The sequence below is a fragment of the Enterococcus sp. DIV1315a genome (genome assembly GCF_051712325.1).
Taxonomy (GTDB): Bacteria; Bacillota; Bacilli; order Lactobacillales; family Enterococcaceae; genus Enterococcus; species Enterococcus faecalis.
Map to the genome: position 1 here is coordinate 2,284,071 of NZ_JBIOOS010000001.1, position 17,320 is coordinate 2,301,390.

At 39.4% G+C, this 17,320-nt stretch carries 17 protein-coding genes; 1 reads left to right on the top strand and 16 read right to left on the bottom strand.

Annotated features, from left to right (window positions below; all coding sequences use genetic code 11):
* Window positions 1-150: 150 nt before the first annotated feature.
* Complete coding sequence (locus IGJ03_RS10875; RefSeq protein WP_002410038.1) at window positions 151-1,125, top strand: alpha/beta hydrolase; 975 nt, start codon at window positions 151-153, stop codon at window positions 1,123-1,125.
* Window positions 1,126-1,189: 64 nt separating this feature from the next.
* Here the strand turns inward: IGJ03_RS10875 and IGJ03_RS10880 are convergent, their stop codons facing one another.
* From IGJ03_RS10880 to IGJ03_RS10955, 16 genes are all read right to left on the bottom strand, one after another.
* Window positions 1,190-2,557, bottom strand: a complete 1,368-nt coding sequence (locus tag IGJ03_RS10880; protein WP_010777947.1) for a PTS ascorbate transporter subunit IIC — start codon at window positions 2,555-2,557, stop codon at window positions 1,190-1,192.
* A 14-nt stretch (window positions 2,558-2,571) separates the two neighbouring features.
* Complete coding sequence (locus IGJ03_RS10885; RefSeq protein WP_002367331.1) at window positions 2,572-2,871, bottom strand: PTS sugar transporter subunit IIB; 300 nt, start codon at window positions 2,869-2,871, stop codon at window positions 2,572-2,574.
* A 1-nt stretch (window position 2,872) separates the two neighbouring features.
* A complete protein-coding gene (locus tag IGJ03_RS10890; protein ID WP_375804905.1) occupies window positions 2,873-4,882 on the bottom strand; it encodes a BglG family transcription antiterminator in 2,010 nt (669 codons plus the stop codon).
* Between the two features lie 166 nt (window positions 4,883-5,048).
* The gene (locus IGJ03_RS10895; RefSeq protein WP_002375698.1) at window positions 5,049-5,273 is read right to left on the bottom strand and encodes a hypothetical protein; all 225 of its coding nucleotides are present in this window, start codon (window positions 5,271-5,273) and stop codon (window positions 5,049-5,051) included.
* Between the two features lie 46 nt (window positions 5,274-5,319).
* Window positions 5,320-5,721, bottom strand: coding sequence for an LPXTG cell wall anchor domain-containing protein (locus tag IGJ03_RS10900; protein ID WP_025189585.1), 402 nt, complete (start codon window positions 5,719-5,721; stop codon window positions 5,320-5,322).
* The gene (locus IGJ03_RS10905; protein ID WP_172759532.1) at window positions 5,702-6,835 is read right to left on the bottom strand and encodes a DUF916 and DUF3324 domain-containing protein; all 1,134 of its coding nucleotides are present in this window, start codon (window positions 6,833-6,835) and stop codon (window positions 5,702-5,704) included. The genes IGJ03_RS10900 and IGJ03_RS10905 overlap by 20 nt, the downstream gene beginning before the upstream one ends.
* A gap of 87 nt (window positions 6,836-6,922) precedes the next feature.
* Window positions 6,923-7,615: a WxL domain-containing protein gene (locus IGJ03_RS10910; RefSeq protein WP_002375694.1), complete on the bottom strand. Its 693-nt coding sequence runs from the start codon at window positions 7,613-7,615 to the stop codon at window positions 6,923-6,925.
* A 426-nt stretch (window positions 7,616-8,041) separates the two neighbouring features.
* Window positions 8,042-9,013, bottom strand: coding sequence for a dimethylarginine dimethylaminohydrolase family protein (locus IGJ03_RS10915; RefSeq protein WP_375804906.1), 972 nt, complete (start codon window positions 9,011-9,013; stop codon window positions 8,042-8,044).
* A gap of 111 nt (window positions 9,014-9,124) precedes the next feature.
* Window positions 9,125-10,570: an alkaline phosphatase gene (locus IGJ03_RS10920; protein ID WP_438711129.1), complete on the bottom strand. Its 1,446-nt coding sequence runs from the start codon at window positions 10,568-10,570 to the stop codon at window positions 9,125-9,127.
* Window positions 10,571-10,657: 87 nt separating this feature from the next.
* Complete coding sequence (locus tag IGJ03_RS10925; RefSeq protein WP_438711131.1) at window positions 10,658-12,571, bottom strand: endonuclease MutS2; 1,914 nt, start codon at window positions 12,569-12,571, stop codon at window positions 10,658-10,660.
* A gap of 346 nt (window positions 12,572-12,917) precedes the next feature.
* Window positions 12,918-13,661 (bottom strand): 2-dehydro-3-deoxy-phosphogluconate aldolase, encoded by a 744-nt coding sequence (dagF, locus tag IGJ03_RS10930; protein ID WP_002361094.1) that lies wholly within the window; start codon window positions 13,659-13,661, stop codon window positions 12,918-12,920.
* A 3-nt stretch (window positions 13,662-13,664) separates the two neighbouring features.
* The gene (locus IGJ03_RS10935) at window positions 13,665-14,768 is read right to left on the bottom strand and encodes a DgaE family pyridoxal phosphate-dependent ammonia lyase (RefSeq protein WP_429976467.1); all 1,104 of its coding nucleotides are present in this window, start codon (window positions 14,766-14,768) and stop codon (window positions 13,665-13,667) included.
* An 11-nt stretch (window positions 14,769-14,779) separates the two neighbouring features.
* Window positions 14,780-15,631 carry a PTS system mannose/fructose/sorbose family transporter subunit IID gene (locus tag IGJ03_RS10940; protein WP_002355080.1) on the bottom strand — a complete coding sequence of 284 codons (852 nt, stop codon included), beginning with the start codon at window positions 15,629-15,631 and terminating at the stop codon, window positions 14,780-14,782.
* Window positions 15,631-16,380 (bottom strand): PTS mannose/fructose/sorbose/N-acetylgalactosamine transporter subunit IIC, encoded by a 750-nt coding sequence (locus IGJ03_RS10945; protein ID WP_002355079.1) that lies wholly within the window; start codon window positions 16,378-16,380, stop codon window positions 15,631-15,633. Before IGJ03_RS10945 ends, IGJ03_RS10940 begins: the two co-directional genes overlap by 1 nt.
* Before the next feature lie 23 nt (window positions 16,381-16,403).
* Window positions 16,404-16,898 carry a PTS system mannose/fructose/N-acetylgalactosamine-transporter subunit IIB gene (locus IGJ03_RS10950; protein ID WP_002368351.1) on the bottom strand — a complete coding sequence of 165 codons (495 nt, stop codon included), beginning with the start codon at window positions 16,896-16,898 and terminating at the stop codon, window positions 16,404-16,406.
* A 19-nt stretch (window positions 16,899-16,917) separates the two neighbouring features.
* Window positions 16,918-17,319, bottom strand: a complete 402-nt coding sequence (locus IGJ03_RS10955; protein WP_002365282.1) for a PTS sugar transporter subunit IIA — start codon at window positions 17,317-17,319, stop codon at window positions 16,918-16,920.
* Between the last annotated feature and the right edge of the window lies 1 nt (window position 17,320).

Here is a 17,320-nt window from a genome sequence, read left to right on the forward strand (position 1 = left end):
ACTACAATCATTTACTTTACGCAACCACAAATAAATACGTACATTCGTTTAAACCGTCCTTTCATCCCCTCAACAAATTTCGTTGTTCTACTTTTAAAATGTTATACTGTAGAAAAAATGATTTACTTTTTGCTGAATGGAGGGCCTTAATTGAAAAAGAAATCGATTGGTTTGTTGTTAGCTAGCGCATATTTGTTCCACGCACGTTCTCGTCAAAAATCCTTAAAAGCCTGTCTTTTTGAAGATTCTTTACGTCTTTCCCAAATTGCTCGCCTTGAACGAAATCCGAAAGTCACCAAGGCTTTTTATCATTGGCAACGATCATTAAATGAACAAGTAACTTTGCCAAAACATTTACGTCATCTTTTTCCTCTTCAAGAAATGACTCAATTTCCTACGATGTATCGCATGTCAAACTCCGTTATTGCGCCTACCAAGAAAGCTGTACTGTACCTGCATGGTGGGGGCTTTACATTGAATCTTGCCTATAGCCAATTAGACTTTAGTTATAAACTAATTGAAGATCTCCCTTTTGCAACAGATTATTTTATCCCTGTATATCCATTAGCACCAAATAAGTCTTTTGCTGATATTTATAATCATTGCTATGCTGCTTACCAAGAAATTTTACAGCATTATGATCCCGAAGATGTTATTTTATTAGGTGATTCTGCTGGTGGCACATTGGTTTTAAACGTATTGCAGAATTTAGCCACCGATTTCCCTGAACGCTTACCCAAAGCTGCTGTTTTAATTTCTCCTTGGTTAGATGGACATTTAGACATTCCTGTTGCCAAAAGTTATCAAAAAAAGGACAAAATGATTGGCATGAACTATTTACAATTAATTGCCCAAGAGATTGATGACACGGCCAATCACTCCACGCTTTCTTTAAATTGCTTGTCCTTTGATTATCAAAAATTTCCGCCACTTTTTTTCGTGGGCGGCACACATGAAGTTTTTTGTCCTTCCTATCACCAATTTTTAAAACAATTAGGTCCACGACCACAAGATACTTGCCGATTGGTGCCTGGCATGCAACACGTTTTCGCAATGAAACAATACTTGCCAGAAGGACGACAAGCGCGGAAACAAATTGCACAGTTTATCCAAGAACAATGGTAAAAGGCAAGTGGGACAGAAGTCAAAACGACTTCTGTCCCACTTGCCTTTTTGTAGAAGAAAACACTTAGTTTTCTTCGGCGACTTTTTTCTCCCGCATAGTCAAAACAGCGCTAGCCAAAAGAACAACCACTACAAAAGCAATGATTCCTCCTACTAAAAGACTCGGACCTGCCTCACCTAATTTGCCTAAAAATAGGCCTGGGATTAAATAATCTGTATCCGCAAACGTTGAGGATGCTAACTGTAGATCACCCAAGACTGGTAAAATAAATAACGGTAACCAACTAATTAATAAGCCATTAAACGCAGCCCCTAAAATCGCTCCCCGACGTCCCCCTGTGGAATTTCCAAAAACGCCTGCCGCGGCACCACAGAAAAAGTGCCCAACAACGCCTGGTATAATCACGGTGGTATTCAGACCAACCATCGCTAACATTGAAATAGTTCCCACAATAAAGCTCACAAAGAACCCAATCAAGACAGCATTTGGTGCATAAGGAAAGATAATGGGAACATCAAGTGCTGGTTTAGAATTAGGTACCAATTTTTTAGCAATTCCTTGGAAAGCTGGCACAATTTCTCCTAAAACCATCCGCACACCCTGTAAAACCACTACGAAACCAGCCGTGAAGGTTCCTGCTTGAATTAATGAAAAGATGATCGCATTTTCGCCATTGCTTAACTCATGCTCGACATAGCCTGTCCCAGCCAGCAAAGCCAAAATCACATAGACAATCGACATCAAAATCATAATTGAGATGGTTGAGTCTCTTAAAAAACCAAAACTTTTAGGAATTTTAATATCTTCCGTTGACTTTTCTTTATTCCCAAAGACTTTTCCAATAAAGCCACTTGCCGCATAGCCGATATTCCCTGTATGACCCATTGCCACTTTATCATTTCCAGTAATTTGTTTCATAAAAGGCTGACAAAGAGCAGGTGTCACTGTTAATAAAGTTCCTTCAAATAAACCACCTAAAAGAATCATTGGCAAACTAACACTAAAACCGGCCCCCACTAAAATAACAGCTGTCAAACACGAAACGTACATCATCGCTTGACCTGTCAAAAAGATATATTTAAAACGTGTAAAACGCGCCAACAGAATATTAACAATCATGCCCACCAACATAATCAGAGCAGTTGGTGTCCCATATTGTTGCAAGGCAATCGCTACAACTGCTTCATTACTAGGTACCACGCCTTGTGTATTTAATGCGGTTTGGAACATCTCCGCAAAGGGCGTTAATGAGTTCGCCAATAGCCCTGCGCCACCAATTAAAACTAAGAAGCCGACGAATGTTTTCAACGTTCCTTGAACAACATCAGAAAATTTCTTTTTCTGTAAAACTAATCCCAACAAAGCAATTAATGAAACCAGAATCGCTGGCTGGCTAACAATTGAAACAAATAAATTCAATAAAGTTTCCATGTTTTTCCTCCTTCTTATTGATGTGCAATGCCATTGTCATCTAAAACTTTCAAGACTTTCTCCTTCGTTTCATCGTAATCAATAATCGCATTTAAAGGAATGATTTTTTCAGCAGGAATTGACCCTAAAGCATCTTGCAATGTTTTTTCGACAAAGAAGTAATCAGCCATATCGCCACTGGCACTCCCGACATCTGTGTGATCAATTTGAAAATTATCTGTATCAACACCGACTTCCTCTAAAATTTGTTGGATATTCATTTGCACCATAAAACTTGTTCCTAAACCACTTTGACAAACTGTAAAAATCTTCATCTTATTTCTCTCCTTCTTGGATAATTGATAGTATTTCTGGAACGGTTTCAGCCGCCACTAAGCGATGTAATGATTCTTTTTTTGATAGAATTTTCGTCAGACTAGATAAGGCCCGTAAATGTGTTTCGTTATCTGAAGCAGCTAAACAAATAAAAAGGTGAATTTCATGCTTAGGATCTTCTAATAAATCGACACTTTTTTGGATTTTTAGTAATGACATACCTAACTGATTAACGCCATCTTCTGGTCGCGCATGAGGCAATGCTACGTCTGGACAAATATGGATAAATGGCCCAAACGATTCGACTTTTTGAATCATCGCATCAATGTATTTTTCCGTAATACTGCCATTTTTTAATAACGGCTTGGCAGCTTCTGTAATTCCCGCTCGCCAGTCTGCAACTTCAGGCAGGACTTGGACTGTTTCTGTTGTTAATAATTCCGATAACATTGGACGCAGATCCTCCTCTTTTTCTAAAATTTTGTTCATTTTACGGTGCAAGACACGATATAACTGCGCTTCTGTGACTCCTTTTTTTAAGGAAATATAAGGTTTTAACGCATCTAAAATATCTTTAACATCTGGCATGGAAATACCTGGCAATAGCCAATCTGATTGGACTTGGTGCATCAATTGATTTTTCTCCAAAGAGCTCATAATGGGCTTGGTAAGATAAACCTTTTTGGCTGTTTCAATAGGGACCGTTGAGAAAATGATGTCATAGCTTTTTTCAGATACATTCTCTATTTCCCTCACCGCATTTGTTTCTTTAAATTCAATCATTGGAAATAGCCGACGCAATTCCGATTGCAAAATCAACGAAGAACTGATGCCACTAGGACAAACAATTAGCGCTTTTAGCTTTTCTTGCCGCTGCTCATTTTTTTGGCCGAAAATTTCTCCACCAAATAATATGGTGAAAAAACCGATTTCCTCTGGCGGGATTGAACGTTTCGTTAATTTTTCTAAAGGAGCTAACGCTTGTTCACAAAGATGATAAAGCGACCGATACGATTGTCGAATATCCTTGATTAAAACATTTGGTAAGTAAAAGCCGTAGTTAATCCGAAAATAGGCAGGAACCAGATGATAATACACATTCATGAGCAATTCACGAGGCTGCTCAAATTGAACGACGGCCAATAATTCCATTTTCCGAATAATTTCACCAGAAATATCTAATAAAAACTCTAACTTCGTATCTCGCAATTCTCCTTGCAAGGCTGTCATTAAACAAATCGTGAAAAAAAGACTCTCAGTTTCTACATTCGCCACTGGCCCAACTAAATCACTTAAAATACGACGACTGACGGGATAAGCGCGTAAGGACTGAATTAACTGTTTCTCAGGCCAGACGACTGTTCCATATTTGCCTAATCTTTTTTGAGAAAAAGCAAGAAAGTAACTAATTTCATCCAATCTGCTGGGTACTAGTTGAAGCTGCACTTCCTGGACGGCTAATTGAATGCCGTCACGCATTTTTGCGTATTGGCTCATTTGATGCTGACTGAGCCAGCAAAATAAAGCGAAGGTGCCCGACTTTTGTTGTAAGAGGCGGGCAAGCCAATTTTTCCCGAAACGACGAATCCGAAATTCATCTCCTTCTAGGTAAAACCCTCGTTTTCGTTCGTAGGATAAAGCAATGTTTTCAGTTGCTAGTTGGTGTCGGACTTTTTTGATGTCCGCTAAAATAGTGCCTTTCGAAACGTCTAAAAAATTTTGGTAATGATAAACTGATAGTTCTTCGATCTCTGAATAAGTGAGTAAAAAAATGAGTGCTTGTCTTTCTGCTTCGCTATAGATCGCTTGACGTTGTTGAAAAAGTTGCTTCCCCCATTCATTTGCGGAAAGACTTGGAATGCTGACAGTATTCTGTTGAACTTCTCCGCCTATTGCCGAAAGTTGCGTCACTAATTCTCGTTGCGAAAGATCGGTTATTTGTTGAGCCAAAGAGAGCGCAATTTTTTGCCCTGCATACTCGTCAAGGAGATAACTTATTTTATAATTCACAGCCTGTGTCCTCCTCCTGTAATCATCATATAATGGTAGCGCTTTATTTTCTATCTAAGTTGGGTACAAATGTCTACTGTACTTTTTTGATAAATTGTACCGTTCTTTATTTTAAAGTTAACAAAAACCCGTTGCAAGTTTCTTAAAAACTTACAACGGGTTTTCTTTATGTTAATTGTGTTTGTAATGCGATATTCAGTAAAATAGCCACCGCTACCCAGCCGCCACACATCACCAGAAGCAGCCAACTAAACATTGATTGTTTTACTAAAGACTGCTTGGGCTTTGCTTGATGAACAAAATTCATGCTACTTACTAAGAATAGTAAAAATAAAGCAAAACAAAGGACGGCCAAGCCGGCACAAATCCAAATCCACATCGTAATCCCCATCAATACGCCTCCTTTTCAAATTGATTTTATTTATAGAAACGGCAATCTATTTTTCTTTTTTCCTTTTTTTATTCAAATAATAGAAACTTATTATTACTATGAGCAGACAGACAATACCAAGACTGTAAAGCCACCTGCTATTTCGTTCACCTGTCCTTGGTAAGGACATCTGGGCATTAGTGGGATTTGTTTTGGCAGTATTTTTCTTAGGCATCTCTTCTTGGCGTTGTGCCGTTTTTTTATCTTTGTTAGTAATTGGCTGTTCTGTTGACTTAGTGATATCTTCTGTTTCTAGCGGTGCCTTCCCACCATAAAACGTCACACCGATATTCGTTTGTCCCGCTTCTTCTGCAAAGCTCTCAGAAGAAGCGGTCAGACTCGCGTTGGCGATGATTAAAAGCATTCCTAATATCACCAGAAGTGACCCTTTACTTCTCGCTGTCATCATCGCGCACTCCTTGTCTATTTTTCAAGGCTGCCTGTTTTTCTTGTTGTAAATAGGCTTGTTGTTTCAGTGTCGCTTTCTGTTGCGTAAAACGCCAAACAGCGAGAATTAGGCTCACAAACGTTGCAACTAACAACCCATAAAAAGCTTGATTCCACCAAGTCGGTAGGACCAATTTCACCACCGCTTCTTTGTTTAATTTTTTGGCTTCTTGACTACTGATGGTAAATTCTTGCTTAAACGGCCAAACTTGTTGTTCATCTTCTTTCAAGACCGCTTTTCCTTCAAAAATATAGGTTCCTGGACGAACATCTTCTTTCCCAAAATCTAAGTGAAAGTTCATCGTTGAATTCGGTGCAAAACGAACACTTGGTAAAATCCGTTTAGCATATTCTTTCGTTTCACCTTTTTTCGTTACTTTCCCTTCTAAACGTACTTCGGGAAAAATAGCGGATGTCGGATTCTGAATAATCGCTTGGACCGACTTATTTCCTAAAGCAATGGTCGGAACTAATTTAACTAATTGAAGAGTCTCTGCTAGATACATTGGCGTATCTTCTGACATTCGCAAAGCAATCGCTACGTTAAACCCATATCGACTGGTTAACCCCGTTGAATTTCCTTTTTCTTCCTTTTCATCTTCTGCAAGCGAAGCATAAACACCACCTAAGACTAATCCCTGAAAGCCATTTGCTGGAATTTCGACAGTCATTTTGGCTGTTACGGTTTTCTTAGCAGGAACTTTTACATGTTCTTCAGGCAATTTAATTAATGTTGTCAAAGGTACTTTCAAACTCGAATCTGGTTTTTTCTCGAAATCATTGTACACAATTAAACCATTGTCATTCGTCACAGCATTTGCCAAATTTAAATCAATTGTCAATTCTTCATCTGTTTTATTAATTAATGATAATTCGATTTCTTGTTTCTGTCCTGGTTTTACAATGAGATCGTAGTAGGATTGCGTATTTTTCGCTTGATTCTCGGGAATATTGGGTTTAACTGTAAATTTTGTATTCATGTTGTCATCCGCTTCTTCTGTCTGTGCAACAGAAGGGATGCTTAATGCCATCACACAAATAAAAACTGTGACGATTAGCCAGCGCATTGTCTTCATTATTTGTTCCTCCTATGTATCGAAAAGGAGCCGTGCACCACTGCGCAGCTCCTTTTCTAGTAATGCAGTATTCTCGTTAGTAACTATTTACGGTGCAGCCACTAATGTCCAAGTTACGTTACCTGTATACGCACCAGTTGTAATTTGTGAACTAGGTGTTGTAATGTTTAATTTTACATTTGATAATTCAGAATCCCATGTACCTTGTCCTTTACCAACTGCTGCTGTAGCAATTGGTACAGCTGCTCCACCTACTGGAATAGTTGTTCCAGCAAATTCAGGACTTCCTGGGTCTGCTGCAAAGGCAGCCACATCACGTGAGTATGTTTTTGCTGTTTCATTGTATTTAGCTACTGCTCCTGTTTGTGCAAAAGTAATTGAGCCTTCTAAAGCAGCGGCTCCATTTTTCATTTCAGTAATGCCTGCAGTAACTGTCCAGCCGGCTTGTGTTCCACGAACATCCCCAACTCCATAGCGTTTTGTTTGTGTGCCTGTTGCATCTAATGAAATCGCTGATAAGTCAGAGTTAACTTCTGTCGCAGCAAATTTAAATTCAGTTGGGACATATAATAAATCAAAGTTAGTATTTGGATTTGTAGGATCTGGTTCTTGTGTACTTCCATCTTCTCCGTCACCAGGCCCATCAGGTAATGAACCACTTGTCATTTCTACGTTTGCTGGCGTTGTACCAGTCGTTGTTGCATGCGCTGCTGCAGGAGCAATGCTTGCGCCTAAAATAGCTGTTCCTGCAAATAAAGTTACCAATGTTTTTTTCTTCATTTTACTCTCTCCTTTAGTATCTTGGTTAATTAATGGATAAAAAAGTGAAAAACTTTTCTATCTCGGTAGAACGTAAACTAAGTATAGCGAAAAAAAGCCTGCTTGTGATTTCAAATTTTAAACACCTCATGCAAAAAAATTGAATTTATTATAATAGCAAGGTTTCAACGACTTTTAACGTCTTTGAAAACGTAATTTTCAAAAGAGATACTGTTTTCTCCCACTTATAAAGTAGTGATTTTATAAAAAAACAGCGAGAAAACGTCAAAATGTCAGTAACAAATACTGACATTTTGACGTTTTCTCGCATTTATTAAATCAAAATTTCCTCAATTTTTTTTAAAAAAATAGTGAAAACTAGAATTACATCGTTTTCATAAACAAAAGAGGCATTTTTTCTTACAAAGATTGACAACTACTTCCTGACTATTCCCTAATCAACGCTTGTGTTGTACAACGGAAGGAACCACCTAACATTCTAGAGACATGGTAATCAATTGCCTCAACTTTGATACCTTTTGCCTCTATTTGAGGAATTAAGGTTGTAAACGATTGGTCTGTTATATATGTTTCTTCGTTAAGCGGTAGACCATTTGTCACTAAATACGCTGCTTCTTGCAAAGTAACGTGAATTTTTTCCCAGTTGGCTAATTGTGCAGGGATTCCATCCAAAAAGGCCTCTTCACAAACAATCATCAAGCCTTCTCTCAACAAGCTTAACGCACAATCTAAGTGGAGAATATGCGGATGTAACCGAACCGGCACCACTTCATAACCAAAATGACCAATCATATTGGCTAACCATTGAATCCCTGCTAAGTTACTTGCCAAACCGGAGTAGCCCACAAAAATTGTTGTTCCTAGAACTAAAACATCGCCGCCTTCAATAAAGGGACCTGCTTCACTTAAAGCCCCTTCAGAAATGTCAGGTTGTGGCGCAGCAAAATAATAGCCTTCTGCTTCTTGTGTCCACTGCTGAATAATCGGACGAATTGGTAAAATTTCTTGTCGACGGTGTTGAAATCTTAAGTTTCCTTCTATTAAAAGGTTGCCGATTGTAAAAAAGGGATCTCGTGAAAAGAAGTTACTATATCCTACGCCCAATTCCTTGCCATGTTCTTTTTCATAGGGTGTCAATAAACGTGGACGAAATACTTCTACGCCATAAGATTCTAATACTCCTTGCATGACTTCTTTTTCTTTTTCCCAACGCACTTGTTGTTCTGGTGCAAAGTCTGCTAAATCGCGCCCTTCATTATTCTGTGTTAAACGGGCATTTTCCTCTGTTAAAAAAGTCGTATCCGCTTCATCAAATTTATCTGGTAAACAAAATTGCGATTGTGCTAAAACAACTGAACGTAACGGTGCAAATTCACTTTCAACATGCATTTTTTTCATTATTTGACCTCACTTTTATCTGGTTACCTTCATTATAACAGAGATAAAATTTTTATGCCTTCAATGAAGAAAAAGCAGAACTTCTATACGTTCTGCTTTTTCTTCATTTTGTTATTTACCAATACCTTTATCTTTAATCTCAGCTTTTTGCCCGGTGCCATCTACTAAGCCAAAAATAATCTTCGCTTGGTCTGTATTATCAATTTGTCCTGAAAAAGCTTCTGCTTGTGGGCCATAAGCATAGACATTTACATCTTCTCCTGTGTGTCCGCCAGTAGTCCAACCAGTATTCGAACGTTCATCAAAAATCTTTCTTAATGCCTGAGCGATTTTTTCAACATCTTTTGACTCCGCCGCTGTTTTCACTGCTTTCAATTCAGCCTCACTTAATTGAAAATCAATATACTCAGTCACTGTTTTTTCCACATTACCATTTTTAATAATTTCTTCTGCCATAAAATCAGGCGTGCGTTTTGCCGCATGTAAAGGCTCCGTCAACCAGTTGTATTGATCTCCTTTGCCTAAAGACAAGCCCCCTGTTGAATGATCTGCAGTTGTAACCACCAATGTTTCACCATCTTTTTTGGCAAAATCGATGGCCTTTTCAAACGCCGCTTCGAAGTCTTGCATTTCGCTCATCGCGCCAACAATATCATTGCTATGCCCGGCCCAATCGATTTGACTACCTTCAACCATTAAAAAGAAACCTTTTTCATTTTTATCTAATCGTTGAAGAGCCGCTTCTGTCATATCAGTTAATGAAGGGACTTCTTCCGTTCGGTCAATCATTTTAGGTAGCCCGCCTGGTGCAAACAAGCCTAAAATTTTGTCGTCTTGGTTCTCATTTAACGACTTTTTGTCTGTGACATGACCATAACCCGCTTGGGAAAATTCTTTGACTAAATCACGATCTTTCCGGGCAAATAATTCGGAGCCGCCGCCAAGTAACACATCGACTTTGTGTTGTCCGTCGATTTGATCATCAAAATAGTCATCGGCGATTTCTGCCATATTTTTGCGTGAAACATTATGTGCGCCATATGCAGCAGGGGTTGCATGTGTTATTTCAGATGTTGCTACAAGCCCCGTTGATTTCCCCACTTTTTTCGCACGTTCCAGCACTGTTTCTGTTTTGGACTTGTCATTATCGAGCGCAATAGCATTATTGTAGGTTTTCACTCCAGCAGCCATCGCTGTCGCTGCGGACGCTGAATCGGTGACATTCTCTTCTTCATCTTCTGGATAAGTGGCTTGTTGCCCAACTAAATAGGTATCAAAAGCTGTTTGGGGAACACGCTTGTCTGAGTGATTGGCTTTGAAATAGCGATAGCCCGTTGTATACGGATTCCCCATGCCATCTCCAATCATAAAAATAACATTTTTTACTGGTGCTTTTTCGGATTCAGTTGCCTTCGCTTCAGCAACCTCTGTTTGTTTTTCGCCGCTTTTTTGTTCAGATAAATTTGTACAACCCGCTAATGTTGTGAATGTTAATAAGGTAACCCCTAGCAAAGCTCTTTTCTTCATTTCCTTGTTTCCTCCTTCATATCTACCCATACATTGACTATAACAAGTCTTAGTTGATTTCTGATAAATAACAAGTAAACAAAGTGTTAAGTTGTTGTGTTGCTTCTGTTAAGTACCTTATTTGTCGCGTCTTGCTGCTCTTTTTTCGGCCTCTTTGCGTAATTGTTTCTGCGCTTTTTTTGAGCCGCGTTCAATATCTTTGAGTTTCTTTCGTTCATGGAAATCTGTAAATAAACTTTCTAAATCATAGTCTTGCGGATATAGATCTTGTGCTTTCGCTTGTAATTTCAACCGTCTTCGTGGTACATTTTCAATTTTATCATTCACAAATACTTGGATTTCTTGTTCACCCTCATCTGTAAAAACCAACCCAATTTGTTGTGTTTCTGTCAATAGGACACGATCACCTTTTTGATAACGGTGTGTTTCTTTTACAAACGTGGCAAAGGTCGTTTCTTTTGCTTTCAGGGGTTTAAATAAACTTCGATTAGTAGGGTATTCTTTCCGCTGAATATAATGGGCCGCCTTTTCAATGAGCTGTGGCTCCATCTTCATTTTATGTGCAATCCAAAGCGCCTGACTATCGCCTACTTCGCCAATTTTCAATTGATATTTTGGCGTTAATGTTTCACGATCGAAGGTCATTGCAGCGGGCACAAAATCATCATGCTCTTGGGCAAAACGTTTAATTTCACCATAATGGGTCGTTGCAACTACCAAGGCTCCCTTTTGATACATCGTTTCCATAATAGCAATCGCTAAGCCAGCTCCTTCGTTCGGCTCGGTGCCACTGCCAATTTCATCTAATAAAACAAGCGTGTGTCGTTTAACATTACGCAACATTTCCGCAATATTTTTCATGTGCCCAGAAAAAGTGCTTAACGCATTTTCCAGATTTTGCTGATCACCAATATCGACAAAAATTTCATCTAATACTGGAATCTCTGTGCCCGCTTGTGCTGGAATTTGCAACCCAAATTGTGTCATGACAGTCAATAAGCCAACTGTTTTCAAGACAACCGTTTTACCACCAGCATTGGCACCTGTAATGACAAGTCCTCGATACTCTGCTCCTAAAGAAAACGTCAATGGTACTGCGTGTTCTAATAAAAGAGGGTGTTTTCCTTGAACAATGAGCAAGCGTTCTTCTTTGTTTACTTTTGGCGTAATCCCACCAATTTCGCGACTATACTTTCCTCGTGCAAAAATAATATCTAAGGTGGTCATTGTATCGACGGCTTGATCGACTAGTCGTTCTTGCTCATTGATTAACCTTGTTAGTTCTGCCAAAATTTGATATTCTTCCGCTGTTTCTTCCGCTTTTAAGAGTGTCAATTGTTCATTTAATTTACTAATTGCTACAGGTTCAATAAAGACCGTTTGTCCTTTATTGGATTGCTCAATGATTATGCCTGAAACCTTATTTTTATAGCTAGCTTTGATTGGTACCGTGTAATGTTCCCCTTTTTTCACCATCATATTTTCTTGAATATACAGTTGATTATTTTTATTGCGTAAAAATTTGGTGACTTTTGTTTCAATTTCTTGTTGGCATTCATTGATTTGACGCCGGATTTTCCGAAGTTGTCGAGAAGCATCGGTGGCAACTTTTTGGTTATGGATTTTCGTATAAATTTGTTCTTCGATTGCTCTGAAATCAGCTAAGTGCTGACTGTAACTAAATAGGCGTGGTGTTTGGTATTGATTTTTTTCAAAAAACTTCTGAATTCGCTGACTACTTCTTAAAAAGTCAGCCACCTCAATCAATTCGTTTGGTGTAAGGATTAAGCCTTTTTTCACTTGTTGAAGCAAGCGGGTAATTTGGCTCAAGCCCATGAAAGGGACGTGTTGTCCGCTATCAATAATTAAGCGGGCCTCGGTTGTTTCCGTTAAGCGGGACTGCACTGTTTCTAAACGTGTTGCAGGGACCATTTTTGCCAACCGTTCTTTACTATACTCGCCAATCGCACGTGTTTGAACTTCTTTAAGAATTGTTGTAAATTGTAATTTTTGAATGGTTTCATGATTCATTTGTTTTTTCTTCCTTTCTATCACGAAAAGAATACCTGGCGCCTTTAAATAAAAACCAGTTTCTATAGAAAAAAGAGGACAGCGTTCTACCGCTGTCCTCTTTATCATTGGATAAAGGTTACTAAAGAAACCTCTTTTAAAGGAGGTATTTAGTAATTGAGATGACTGACAGGTATCACTTTCTAAGCACACCAAATAAACCTTGCTTGGTTCACTGGTTATTCAACTTATCAATTAGATACCTACGACACTCACCAAAATACCCCACATTCATTTGTTGGTTTTTATTTATTCTCCACTTGAGAGTAGCAAATCTAGCGAAGAAAGTCAAATAAAGATTGGCCCTTTATTTATTCAATGTGTTTTTCATCATGGTTAGTAACGTTTTCACGTCTTCTGTTCTAGTGTCCCCTGTTTCTTGATCGATAATTGAGCTGTAGACATGAGGAATGATTTTTTTAACGCCGGCATCCACCGCAATTTGAACAATTTCTTCAAAGTTTTCTAAATCAATGCCCCCTGTTGGCTCTAAATAAAAGTCATACTTGGCACAAGCTGCTGCTACTGCTTGATATTCTTCTTTGTGAGCCAAGCCTTTCATCGGGAAATATTTAATGGAACTGCCCCCCATGTCTTTCAACAATTTGATGGCGGTTTCGATAGGCACTTCCGCCGCTGGCGCACCAGAGCTTAACGGACCTGTCGCAATGTTGACATAGCCAACTTTGCCTGTGGGTGAAACCAAGCCATTAATCACTGTTTCGTCTTGACGAAGTAAGGCCCGCGAAGCGCCGACACCTGTGAAGACTTGGTTCACGTGTTGCGGTTGTAGAACTTCTGATAAGCGAGCCACCATTTGACTTTGATTAGGATCGCCAGCCCCTAAGCCGACAGATAAAGCGTTGTTGGTTGCTGCTTGGTATTTTTTCATATCGTCAATGGCTGCTTCATCGGTTTCATAGTTTTTTGAAAGGACGCCTAACACAACATGCCCTTCTGCTGCTTCATAACAGGCTTGGGCATTTTCTACTGAATTGGCTAAGACGTTTAAACAAATGCGTTCTTCTAAATAATTAGGTTTTAATGACATGGCTTATTTCTCCTTTGTGTCCATAATTTCTTGTAATCGTTGCACGATTTTGTTCATTTCTTCTTGATTGACAGAACGAATGTCAAATTCAATGATGCCATTGTTGGCTTGATATTCACGCGTATAAATGGCTGGACTTTCTGCTTTTAATGCTTGGATGACTTCCTTGGCGGTTTTTCTGCCGTCCACCTTGACACTGGCGCGATAAATGTCTCGGCCAGCGCCATCTTGGACAATTTTGGCGGTTAAATCTGACAGGTTGTTGATGGCTTCAACAAACGGTTTTAAGCGTTCTTGCATCGAAGCCCCTGATTCACTGCCATGCGCCAAGTATTCTTCCACTGCTTGCGTAAAGCCCAGGATATTGTCTTTGCCAATTTTCATTGCTCGACCAATGCCTTTGCCTTGTAGGCGCACCCAGTCAATGTATTCTTTTTTCCCGACCACTAAACCGGCACTTGGCCCTTCAATGGCTTTGGCGCCGCTGTAAATCACCAAATCAGCGCCTGCTTCAGTGTATTTGAAAAGATCTTCTTCTGCTGCCGCGTCAACAATTAGCGGCACCTTGTGGCGTTGCGCCACTTTGGCCGCTTCGGCCACCGTCAGCATACTTTTTTGCACGGTATGATGGCTTTTGATGTATAGAATGGCCGCTGTTTTTTCGGAAATCATCATTTCCACGTGTTCTGGACTGCACATGTTGGCGTAGCCAGCTTCCACTACTTGGCCGCCGCCTTGCGCTACCATGACTTCTACAGGCGTGCCGTAGTCCACGTTGTGCCCTTTAGGTAAAATAATCTCTCGCTGTTCAATTTTTTCTGTATAGGGATGATACGCGTGGTACAAGCTGCCTTTTCCAATCAGGGCAGCCACCGCTTGGGCAATCCCCGCCGAAGCCGAGGAAACGATTTGGGCATCTTCTACCTTCAACAAGTTGGCTAAAAAGGCCCCTGTTTGCACACTAAGTTCACTCATTTCAAAGAAATGTTCGCCGCCGAATCGTTGAGCTGCTAGGACTGCCTCCGAAACTTTGGAGACACCTAGAATGGTCATTTTCCCAGAAGCATTAATGACTTCTTTTAAATGGAATTTTTCGTAACTATTCATTATTTTCTCCTTTATAACAAACCAAAGAATGAAGTGACCAAACTAACTAAGACAATCGTGCCGATAATGATACCGTAACGTGGGCCTTTTTTTACCATGAAGAAATAAATAGCCATGACTGCTGCTAAAGGAAGTAACCCTTTCATAATTTGATCTAGGATATCTTGTAAAACAATCGTGGCACCGCCAGTAACTTTAAACGTCATCGGGCTAGCAATTTTAACATAACTCGCACTTAAAGCGCCCATCATCATCATTCCTAAAACATTTGCTGAATAAATGACTTGCTTAATTTTGCCGTCTTTTAACAAACTTAAGATTGAATTACGCCCTAATGTATAGGACTTATTCACTAACGTCCAACTGATGTATAATGTAATGGCTGTGTACAGAACCAACGGACCGATACTTCCAATCACGTTACCTCCTTTAGCCATTGGAATAAAAATGGAAATGATTAACGGCATTAATGCTGCCCAAATAATCGAATCGCCAATCCCAGCCAGTGGACCCATCAGCCCAGTTTTAATCGATGTGATCGCCGTATCAGAGATCGCTGCGCCATTGGATTTTTCTTCCTCCATAGCAATTGCAATCCCTTGAATGGAAGCCCCTACTGTTCCTTCAGTATTAAAAAAATTCAAATGACGTTTCAGAGCTTCTTTTTGTTGTTCTTCATCGTCTGCGTAAAGTTTTTTAATTGCAGGAATCATCGATGCACAAAAAACTAAACTTTGAAGACGTTCATAAGAATTTGATAATTCACAGCCTAGTTGATAAATCCAAAAGGCTTTGGATAATTCTTTTTTAGTAATTTTTTTCTGTTCCAATTGTTGTTCATTTGCTTGTGTCATTTGTTCCATTATGCTGCCTCCTCACTCAATGCCTTGTTTCTAACTAAAAAGGCAATACAGATTCCTAAAATAGCGACGGCCATAACTTCTGCGCCAAAATATACTACTGCAACAAAACCAATTAAAAAATAAGGAATCAAATTTTTCTTGCCAATTACCATAATTGTTAAGGCGAATCCTAACGCTGGTAAAATACCACCCATTACTTCAAAGCCGTGCATCAACCATGCTGGGATAACTTCTAAGACTTTATTCACCACAGATTGACCAAAAAAGTTCGCCGCAAAAACCAACGGAAAGCGAATTAAAAATCCCGCTAAAGCTGGATAAACAAACGCAGCTCGGTAAATCCCCCCATAATTTAACTCTTCCGCATATTTATCAGCCATATGCACCCACGTCGCATTGATGGTGCGCCGTAATTGATCCATAAAGACGCCTAACACACCAAAAGGAACAGCTAGTGCAACAGCCGCCTCGGCATTCATTCCCACACCTAAAGCAATCGGAATCGCGATTGCTGAAGCTAAAGCCGGATCACTAGGCACATTGCCACCCGGTGTGGAGGTGACTCCGAGATAAACAAGTTGAATCCCCGCCCCCACAACCATTGCTTCACTAAGTTTTCCTGTTGCTAAACCAGCCACCAACGCTGCGCCTAATGGCTGAGACAGCATGCCTGAAAATGTGTACCCAAAACGCAAACGTGCAAACCAATAATAAAGTCCCATAATAATTGAAACACCTAAAACGCCCATATGATTCTCTCCTTTTTCTCTGATTATAGTGATTGATATTTTTCAATTAATTTTTGAATTGGTAGGGGATTTTCTTCGGGAATCGCTTGGAAGAAAACATGGATGCCCTTCGTTAAAAGTTCAGTCAAAATTGCAACATCTTCTTCAGATAAATTGATATTTTTTAAAACATTTTTCCGATTAGGTCCGCCACCTAAACCACCAACTTGAATCTCCTCTTTAATAATTTCTTGGTCCACCATCGCTTTTAAGGTCGTTAAATCTGGCACTAAAAATAACACCTTTTTCTCTTCCTTTTCTTGCGATTCCCAATATTCTTTGGCATTTTCAATCCCTTTAATTACTACAGAAACCCCTGGAGGCGCCGCCATTAAATAAATACTTTGTAAAAATTCATCTTGCTCTAGTTCATCACTCACTACCAAAATTTCATTTGCACCTGATTGTTGTAACCATTTAGTCACTACTTGTCCATGGATTAAACGACTATCGACTCTTGTTAATACGATTTTTGACATTCTGTTCACCTGTACTTTCTTATTTTGGAATTTCTAAAATTTGACAACTGTCTACTGCTGCTTGTTGAATCATCTCTGCATCTTGTAAACGAAATCCAGGACCACTTTGTTTCATGACGGATTCTAATAATAACGATGTGCATAATCCTGACACAATCAGGAGGTCATAATCTTTTGATAAACGTAATGCAACGTTACTAGGTGTGCCGCCTTTAACATCTGTTAAAATTAGCAACTGGTTGTGCCACGTTAATTGGTCAATTTTTTCTGTGACTCGTTCTAAATAATCCCCCAGTGAATCCTCTGCTTGTAATGCAACTTCATGTACATTTGTGACTTCTCCAACAATCATCTGGACGCTTTTGACTAATTCCAAGCCCCAACCATTGTGTGTTAAAAGTAAAATTGGTTCATTTTCCATA

Coding starts and splice junctions, on each gene's coding strand:
- IGJ03_RS10920 (WP_438711129.1), bottom strand. CDS start 10,570: ATGGGTAGATATGAAGGAGGAAACAAGGAAATGAAGAAAAGAGCTTTG.
- IGJ03_RS10915 (WP_375804906.1), bottom strand. CDS start 9,013: ATGAAAAAAATGCATGTTGAAAGTGAATTTGCACCGTTACGTTCAGTT.
- IGJ03_RS10940 (WP_002355080.1), bottom strand. CDS start 15,631: ATGGAACAAATGACACAAGCAAATGAACAACAATTGGAACAGAAAAAA.
- IGJ03_RS10955 (WP_002365282.1), bottom strand. CDS start 17,319: ATGGAAAATGAACCAATTTTACTTTTAACACACAATGGTTGGGGCTTG.
- IGJ03_RS10945 (WP_002355079.1), bottom strand. CDS start 16,380: ATGGGCGTTTTAGGTGTTTCAATTATTATGGGACTTTATTATTGGTTT.
- dagF (WP_002361094.1), bottom strand. CDS start 13,661: ATGTCATTAAAACCTAATTATTTAGAAGAACGCATTTGTTTAAACGTC.
- IGJ03_RS10900 (WP_025189585.1), bottom strand. CDS start 5,721: ATGATGACAGCGAGAAGTAAAGGGTCACTTCTGGTGATATTAGGAATG.
- IGJ03_RS10885 (WP_002367331.1), bottom strand. CDS start 2,871: ATGAAGATTTTTACAGTTTGTCAAAGTGGTTTAGGAACAAGTTTTATG.
- IGJ03_RS10910 (WP_002375694.1), bottom strand. CDS start 7,615: ATGAAGAAAAAAACATTGGTAACTTTATTTGCAGGAACAGCTATTTTA.
- IGJ03_RS10925 (WP_438711131.1), bottom strand. CDS start 12,571: ATGAATCATGAAACCATTCAAAAATTACAATTTACAACAATTCTTAAA.
- IGJ03_RS10895 (WP_002375698.1), bottom strand. CDS start 5,273: ATGGGGATTACGATGTGGATTTGGATTTGTGCCGGCTTGGCCGTCCTT.
- IGJ03_RS10880 (WP_010777947.1), bottom strand. CDS start 2,557: ATGGAAACTTTATTGAATTTATTTGTTTCAATTGTTAGCCAGCCAGCG.
- IGJ03_RS10950 (WP_002368351.1), bottom strand. CDS start 16,898: ATGTCAAAAATCGTATTAACAAGAGTCGATAGTCGTTTAATCCATGGA.
- IGJ03_RS10905 (WP_172759532.1), bottom strand. CDS start 6,835: ATGAAGACAATGCGCTGGCTAATCGTCACAGTTTTTATTTGTGTGATG.
- IGJ03_RS10935 (WP_429976467.1), bottom strand. CDS start 14,768: ATGAATAGTTACGAAAAATTCCATTTAAAAGAAGTCATTAATGCTTCT.